The organism is Bifidobacterium sp. UBA744 (assembly GCA_002298605.1).
Taxonomy (GTDB): domain Bacteria; phylum Actinomycetota; class Actinomycetes; order Actinomycetales; family Bifidobacteriaceae; genus Bifidobacterium.
Map to the genome: position 1 here is coordinate 1 of DBKS01000050.1, position 8,375 is coordinate 8,375.

The window sequence follows — 8,375 nt, forward strand, 5'->3', positions numbered from 1 at the left end:
GGCGCGGAACATCCTGCGGTAGAGGCGGTTGTCGCGACGCAGCCATTCCACCGCGTTGCCGTCGGGCGTGGTGGCCAGCGCGGAGTCGATGTGGCCGAATGTGGTCCATTGCACGTCTTTATACGGCACCATGATCTGTGGGCGGCGCGAGGACCTGCCGTTGCGACCGGTGAAGAGGTTGCTCAGCAGCATCCGCAGCAGCATGCCCTTGATCTGCCTGCCTGACATGGCGCCCATCTCATTGACATACAGACGCTCCGGTTCCGGAATCGATTCAAGATCGCGGATCACCGTGGAATCCTCGAAGCCCTCGCGCGCCTTGCGTACGCGGTCGATCAGCCCCGGCATGCCCTGCGCCACGGCCTGCGGCCCCTCCAACAGGTCCCTCATGGCCATGTTGCGCAATTGCATCGCCGAATAGGTGAGCTTGCAGCCGGCATTGACATCGCCGGCCACCATCTCCTTGAGAAAGCTCGGATTCGGCTTGTCGAACCTGCGCAGTGCCTGGATCCAGAAGTTGCGCAGGACGAAATAGCATTCCCAGGTGCGCATGGGATCCTTGTCGTGCCAAGCCTGGTGCCATACGGCCACGCCGGGAAGGCTGACGGTCCGATAGCCCGCCGACCGGGCTCGAAGTCCGAACTCGACGTCATCGTGCTTGATGAACACCGGCATGGGCAATCCGATGTCGCGGATCACCCTCGTGGGGATCAGACACATCCACCAGGCGTTGTAGTCGGTTTCGATGCGCTGATGCCACTCCGGGGATTCGGCGAGCGGCTGCTGCGCGAAATCATGGTCGTACGGGCGGCCGATCAGCGGGCCGTGCATATTGGTGTGAGCGTCCCAATGCTCGCCGAGGGTGCGCAGCACCGTGCGATTGTCGATATGGAACATGCCTCCGCCGACGATCGTTGGGCGTTTGGTGTAGTCGGCGAAATTGACGGCGCGGACGATGGATTCCGGCTCGCTGATGGCATCGTCGTCCAGCATCAGGGCGTAGGCGCTGTCGCCGGCTTTCAGCGTCTCGACCATGCCGCGGGTGAAACCGCCGGACCCGCCCAGATTCCCCTGACGCAGGTAGGTGAGCTGGTCGCCCAGGTTAGCTGCCGTGTCGGCGAAGCCGGGCTGGTCGCGCACCAGATCGGTGCCCTGGTCGATGCAATACACCGTGTCGAGCCGCTCGCGCAGCGCGGGTTCGCCGGCGATGGCCTTCAGCTGGTTATGGCAGTAGGGGGCGCGATTGAACGTGGTGATGGCAATCGACAGCTTGGAGCCGTCGGGCATGACGCGATTCCGCGCTGGAACCGCCCACTGGGCGTTCGCCATGGTGAACGGGGAATCGCCGTCGGAACGCAGGTCCGCCCAGAGGTATCCGCCGTCCAGCATGCCATTGAGTGCGAGATCCACGGAATGGGAGCTTGCGGTCTTCTCGCGATGCTCGATTGTGGCGACGGGCGAGGCCAGCCCGCGTGCATTGGATTTCATGAGGATCACAGTGCCCTCGCCGCTGAGTTCGGCGGAGAACCGTACCGTCCGCACTGTGGTCCAGCGCTGCCAATAGCTGCCGGGGAACGCGTTGAAGAAGGTGCAGAGCGACACGTGCTTATGCGCGGCCACGGTGAGACGGGAGCGGGATCCGATGCTCAGCAGCTCCTGTTCGGGGGTGTTCGGACGTCGGGTGATGCTGCTGTCGATTAGTTGACGCAGCTCGGAGGGGCCCATCGCCTTGACGTCGATGCGCGCAAGGTTGGCGAAGGCGTTGTCGGATGCCGCCTGAGGATGCGGCCTCGTCCACTCGACCACGTACAGCGGCATCGTGAGGTCCTGGTCTTTGACGGGAAAGACCACGCGATTGACGGTTTCCCACGCGTCGGCCGGTGCGGCTTGCGGATCTGGTGCTGCCTGCGCGGCCTGGGTGACCTGCGCGATTTGCTCGGTTGGCGCGGCCTGTGCGGCTCGTGCGGTTTGCTTGATTTGCTTGGTTGGTTCGGCTTGTGCGGCGCTAGACATGAGGCTCATTATAAACGTGCCGCCTATCGTCCGGTTGTGCCCTCCTCTTCATCCGTGGCCTTGTCTTCCGTCTCACCTTCCACGTCGCGCACCGCGCCGGCCACGGTGGCCTCTGCCGCCAGGATCTCCGCATTGCCGCGCGGGGCGGTGCCGAATCCGTCATGCCAGCCGCGGCGGAAGCAGTCGCGGATGAGGCGGCGGTCATGCGCCCGCAGATAGGTGAGCACCCAACGGCGCAGTGTTTTGAGCAGGAACTCCGCGTATTCCCGGCCGGTGAAATCCGTGCGGGAGTACCGCATCATCCACAGCTTGTTGCGCACTTCGTTGTAAAAGCGCTGTCCGGGATCCGCGTCGGACGAGCCGAACACCTTGGTTTTGTGCACCACGACGCTGGCGGGCACGTAATATCCAATGCCGTCGCGCAGCAGCCGGGTGGTGAATTCGAAGTCGTCGTTCCACAGGAAATACGCGGCTCGCGGCAGGGCGTGCAGATCGCGCATCGTCGAGGCATTGAGCAGGCAGGAGACGAATGACAGTGACCGAACCTGGAACGGGGCCTCGACGGCGATGTCTCCGCCGGTCGCCGCACCCAGCGTTGTGCCGCCTTTGGCGATCCACGTGCGTGGGCGCGGCCGGTTCATCAGATGCTCGCGCCCATCGGTCCACAGCGCCCTCGACCCCAGTATCGTCGGCCACTGCCCGTTGGCCCTGTCGCATTCCGTCGCCGTGTCCAGCAGGCGTTCCAGCGCGGTGGGGGTGGGAATCGTGTCGTCATCCATCAGCCAGACGAACTCGGCGTCGACCGCGAGCCCCGCGCCGCTGCGCGACTGCTGCCGCAGAGCCAGCGCCAGCCCCGCGCAGAATCCGCCCGCACCCCCGTAATTGCAGCCCAGCGGAATAACCTCCGGCTGGGATGGGTGCGTGTGGGCCACCTGCAGCGCATGGTCGGTGCTGGCGTTGTCCACAACAATCAGGTGGTCGACCGGTCGGCTTTGCCGGGCGAGCCCGTCGAGACATTCGCGCAGCAGCGCCTCGCGATTGTACGACACCACCACCGCGGTCACCTTGATGTTGTTGTAAGCAGTCATATCGTCTATTATGCGCTACGCTGTCGGGTATGACTGAAGGTGTAGGCGACGTCGCATTCAATCCGCGCAACATCATCGTGACCGGCGGATGCGGGTTCATCGGGGCGAATTTCGTGCGCCATGTGGTGCGCGAGCATCCCGGCGTGCGGGTGACGGTGCTGGATGCGCTGACCTATGCGGGCAATCCGGCGAATATAGCCGGGTTGCCGGCGGATCGCGTGAGCCTGGCGCATGGCGATATCCGCGACGCCGATCTGCTGGACCGCCTCGCGCCGGGGCATGACGCCATCGTGCATTTTGCCGCGGAATCGCATAACGACAATTCGATCGCGGATCCGGAGCCCTTTATCGCCACCAATGTGGAGGGCACGTATCGGCTGCTGGAGGTCGCGCGCAGGTATCATCTGCGCTTCCATCACATCTCCACCGACGAGGTGTATGGCGATTTGGCCCTCGATGATCCCCGCCGCATGACCGAGGAGTCGCCCTACCGCCCCTCGTCGCCGTATTCCGCGTCGAAGGCCGCCTCCGACATGCTGGTGCGCGCGTGGGTGCGCACGTATGGGATCGACGCCACGATCTCCAACTGTTCCAACAATTACGGGCCATACCAGCATGTGGAAAAGTTCATTCCCCGGCAGGTGACGAACATCCTCGACGGGTTGCGGCCCAAACTCTACGGCGACGGTCTTGACGTGCGCGACTGGATCCACACCGAGGACCATTGCTCGGCGATCTGGGCGGTGCTGACGCGCGGGAGGCGCGGCGAAACCTACCTGGTCGGCGCCGACGGTGAGCGCGATAATCTCACCGTGCTGCGTTCCATTCTGCGTCTGATGGGTCGCAACCCCGACGATTTCGACCATGTGCGCAACCGTCCGGGAGCGGATCGCCGCTATGCACTCGATGCGGGCAAGCTGCGTCGCGAATTGGGTTGGCGGCCGGTCCGTACCGATTTCGAAGCGGGATTGGCTCGGACCATTGATTGGTATCGCGCCCATCGTGACTGGTGGGAGCCGGCCAAGCGGGCCACCGAGGCGAAATATCGAGCACAGGGACAGTGACATCGCGGCGGGGCCTGCGGCGAGAGGGAGGTGCGGCGGCGCTGCGGCGAGATTGCGGCGGCATTGCGGAGCTTGTGCGCGGCAATGCATGGTTCGTTTGTTGGCAATGACGCCTGCTGGTGGTTATCTTGAACTATGACGATGCCACCGCAGTATCCCCAGTACCCTCCGCAGCAGTCACTGCCGCCGCTGCAGCCGCGACCGGTGATCGTGCCGCCGGCGAACCCCGAGACCATGCGCCGGCGGATCATGCGGCAGGCGGTTGGTCGGCCCGCCGGCATGGTGCTGGCCTACTACGTGGTCGCACAGGTCGCCGGCGCCGTCGCCATGTTGGTGATGCTGCTGCCGTATCTCGGGCGGCTGGTCGGTCATATGGCGGGCGCCCAATCGGCCCAATCAGGCCAATGGGACCAAGCCGGCCTGCAGGACGTGGACAGTGTGGTCGACGGCGTGACGCAGCAGGCTTTGCAACTGGCCGGATGGACCAACCTCATCGGCTTCGGTACGGGCATGCTGCTGATCCTGGCGCTGAATCGCAGTATGGTGTTCCGCCGTGAATTCTGGTCGGGCGGCGCCGCATACCCATGCCCATGCCCATACCGCATGACGTCCGGTGCGCCCCATCCCGCGCCCTCCCGTCCGGTCGCCGCACATATGCGCGGCGGATGGCTCCTGGATTTCATCGTGCTCATGGTCACGGCCCAGGCGGCGTTCGTGCTGTTGCAGCTCGTGATGTCCGCATTCGGCGCGGACGTGACCTCGCAGAGCATGGAGTACATCAACCAGAGCACCATCACCTGGGAGATGTGGCTGTACGTCGGGCTGATCGGGCCGGTGTTCGAGGAGATTGTATTCCGCGGCGTGCTGCTCCGGGCACTCGCACCCTATGGCCGCGACTTCGCCATCCTCACGTCGGCGGTGATGTTCGGGCTGTATCACGGCGACTTCACGCAGGGATTGTTCGCGTTCGTCATAGGCCTGCTGCTGGGGTTCGTGGCGATGGAGTACTCGCTGCTGTGGTCGGTCGCATTGCATGTGTTCAACAATGCGGTGATCGGCGGCGCATTGGACCAGTTGGCCTCGTACTACGGGGATGCGGGCGAGGGCGTCTACGCCGCGGTCCTGCTGGCGGTCGGCATTGTCGGCGGGCTGATTGTGCTCGTGCGCCACGGCCGTGAAATCCGCGCATACGCCCATGTTCACCGATCGCCGCGCGGCACCTACTGGGGGTGGACCTCGGCCCGGTTCCTCGTATACGTTATCGTCACCGGCTTGTTGGTCCTCTTTTCGCTGATCGCCATCATCCCCTCGTAGGCATTCCGTGCCCACCCCACGGCATACCCTTGCGGTATGAGTGATTTCGAGCCGTTCTACGATGTGAACCGCACCTATGACGACAATTATGCGACCGGTCCGTTCGGGGCGTTCGCCGATGCGCTTGCCGATGACGGCGAGACGCGGGAATCCGCCACGCGCGTCTCCGGCACTGGTGCCGGCGCCCTCCCCGACCCCGCCCGGCGCGAGTCGTTCCTCGGCTTCGATCTCGACATTCCCTTCGGCATTCCGGCCGGTCCGCTGCTCAACTCCCGGTACACCACGGCCGCCTTCCGCATGGGATTCGACATGGCCGTCTACAAAACCGTGCGGTCGCGCGCATGGGGCTGCAACCCCTTCCCGAACGTGCTCGCCGTGCATCCGCGCTCGGCGTCCGGCGAATTGACCCCGGGCAGCGCCGAACTCGACGACGGCGTGCTTGCGGACACCGAGTATCAGCTGCCCATCTCCATCTCCAACTCCTTCGGCGTGCCCAGCCGAGACCCTGATGTCTGGCAGCCCGACATGCGGCAGGCCATCGAAGCGGCCGGTCCGGGGCAGCTGCTGATGCCAAGCTTCCAGGGGTCGCGCACCGAGGGCATGAGCCGGGAGGAATACATCGCCGACCACGCGTTCACTGCGAAACTGGTGTGCGAGACGGGCGCTCGGCTGATGGAGATGAACACCAGCTGCCCGAACGAAGGCCACAATCGTCTGCTCTGCCATGACGCGCATCTGGTGGGGGAGATCACCGAAGCGGTGAAGAACGAGATCGGCGACCGTCCGCTCATCGTCAAACTCGCCTACCTGCCCGACGATCTGGACCTGGAACGCATGGTCAACGAAACCGTCGCACATGGCACCGTGCAGGGATTCTCGACCATCAACACCATCAGCGCCAAACTGGTCGACAAGGATGGCCGGCAGGCGCTGCCCGGCAAGGGGCGCGAGCATTCCGGCGTCTGCGGCAGTGCGATCCGCTCGGCCGGCCTCGACATGGTGAGGCGTCTGAGCGCGGTGCGCGAACGGACGGGATTTGACTTCGCGATCATCGGCGTGGGCGGCGTGACCACGCCGGAGGATTATCGGGCGTATCGTGCGGCCGGCGCGAATGCGGTGATGTCGGCCACGGGCGCGATGTGGGACGCGAATCTGGCACGCGAGATCAAGGCCGCGCTGTAATCGCGCTATCGTGCCAATTGTGCCAATCGTGTCGTAGCCGGGGCGCAAATACCATAAAATCCGCCATAGGCGTTCGGCTCGCGGCGCATTTCACCGTGTCGCCACACGTGCCGTGGCAGACTAATCATGAGTGTGTTTGAGGGCCGGTCGGCGGACGATCGCGAGATGATTGCGCATCGCGGCGGAATTGCCGCAGTCCGCTGCGACCGGACAAGACCGGATAAGAGAGCCCGCGGGGCTAATAGGAGAATGACGTGGCAGAGGATCCGAACGATATCCTGCATGTGAACGGCGGCAAGCCGCTCAATGGCACCATCAAGGTGCGCGGCGCCAAAAACTTCGTCAGCAAGGCGATGGTGGCTGCGCTGCTGGCACCGGGCACGTCGGTGCTAAAGAACGTGCCTGAAATTCGAGACGTGCACGTTGTGTCCGACCTGCTGCGTCTGCATGGCGTGACCGTGGACGTCAACGGCGCCAAGGGCATCGTCACCATCGACGCGACCCATGTGCAGCTCGCCGACGTGGCCGACGTCGACACCCTTTCCGGATCCAGCCGCATCCCGATCCTGTTCTCCGGGCCGCTGCTGCACCGCCTGGGCGAGGCGTTCATTCCGGCGCTGGGCGGATGCAACATCGGTGGCCGTCCGATCGACTTCCATCTCGAGACCCTGCGCAAACTGGGCGCGAACGTCGACAAGGAGCACAAGGACGGCATCCACATCACCGCCCCCAACGGCCTGACCGGTGCGAAAATCCATCTGCCGTACCCGTCCGTGGGCGCCACCGAGCAGACCCTGCTCGCCGCCGTGCTGGCCAAGGGCAAAACCGAACTGTCGGGCGCGGCCATCGAACCGGAGATCATGGATCTGGTGAGCGTGCTGCAGAAAATGGGCGCGATCATCTCCGTGGATGTGGACCGCACCTTCCGCATCGAAGGTGTCAAGGAGCTCAAGGGCTACACGCACACCTCGCTGACCGACCGCATTGAGGCGGCCAGCTGGGCCTCGGCTGCGCTTGCCACGCATGGCGATATTTTCGTCAAGGGCGCCACCCAGCCTGAAATGATGACGTTCCTGAATGTGTTCCGCAAGATCGGCGGCGAGTTCGACATCACCGACAAGGGCATTCGCTTCTGGCATCCGGGCGGGGACTTGAAGCCCGTGGCCATCGAAACGGATGTGCACCCCGGCTTCATGACCGACTGGCAGCAGCCGCTGGTGGTGGCGCTCACCCAGGCCAACGGCCTGAGCATTGTGCACGAGACGGTGTACGAGAACCGTTTCGGCTTCACCAAGCCGCTGGTTGACATGGGTGCGACGATCCAGCTGTATCGCGAATGCCTTGGATCCCTGCCGTGCCGCTTCCAGCAGCGCAACTACAAGCATTCGGCGGTGATTTTCGGGCCGACTCCGCTGACCGGACGCGATATCGACGTGCCGGATCTGCGTGGCGGCTTTTCGCATCTGATCGCCGCGCTCGCCGCGTCGGGCCCGTCGAATGTGCATGGCATCTCGCTGATCGACCGCGGTTACGCCGACTTCCGCGGCAAGCTATATCAGTTGGGCGCCGACATCGACTAGACGATGAGCGGTGTGAGCGGGCGCTCCGGTACATGCCGGAGCGCCCGCTTCGTCTTATGGCCTTCCAGAACCACCGTTGTCGCTCTATAAGACACGTGAAATCCGCCCCCCCCAGCACACCCCCTTGATTTAGG

At 64.2% G+C, this 8,375-nt stretch carries 6 protein-coding genes; 4 read left to right on the forward strand and 2 right to left on the reverse strand.

Going from position 1 to position 8,375, the window contains the following annotated elements; all coding sequences use genetic code 11:
- Positions 1-2,013, reverse strand: a 2,013-nt coding sequence (locus B2994_RS05175) for a glycosyltransferase (protein WP_291527308.1), incomplete at its 3' end; no start/stop codon positions are given.
- Between the two features lie 23 nt (positions 2,014-2,036).
- Positions 2,037-3,101, reverse strand: a complete 1,065-nt coding sequence (locus B2994_RS05180; protein WP_291527309.1) for a glycosyltransferase — start codon at positions 3,099-3,101, stop codon at positions 2,037-2,039.
- A gap of 29 nt (positions 3,102-3,130) precedes the next feature.
- Between B2994_RS05180 and rfbB the strand changes: the two genes are divergently transcribed.
- From rfbB to murA, 4 genes are all read left to right on the forward strand, one after another.
- Entirely contained in the window at positions 3,131-4,165 is a 1,035-nt protein-coding gene (rfbB, locus tag B2994_RS05185) for a dTDP-glucose 4,6-dehydratase (RefSeq protein ID WP_291527310.1), read from the forward strand.
- A gap of 135 nt (positions 4,166-4,300) precedes the next feature.
- Positions 4,301-5,479, forward strand: coding sequence for a CPBP family intramembrane glutamic endopeptidase (locus B2994_RS05190; RefSeq protein WP_291527311.1), 1,179 nt, complete (start codon positions 4,301-4,303; stop codon positions 5,477-5,479).
- Positions 5,480-5,515: 36 nt separating this feature from the next.
- On the forward strand, positions 5,516-6,661 hold the full coding sequence (locus B2994_RS05195) for a diguanylate cyclase (protein ID WP_291527312.1): 1,146 nt from the start codon (positions 5,516-5,518) through the stop codon (positions 6,659-6,661).
- 254 nt (positions 6,662-6,915) lie between these two features.
- Positions 6,916-8,241 carry a UDP-N-acetylglucosamine 1-carboxyvinyltransferase gene (gene murA / locus B2994_RS05200; RefSeq protein WP_291527313.1) on the forward strand — a complete coding sequence of 442 codons (1,326 nt, stop codon included), beginning with the start codon at positions 6,916-6,918 and terminating at the stop codon, positions 8,239-8,241.
- Positions 8,242-8,375 lie beyond the last annotated feature (134 nt).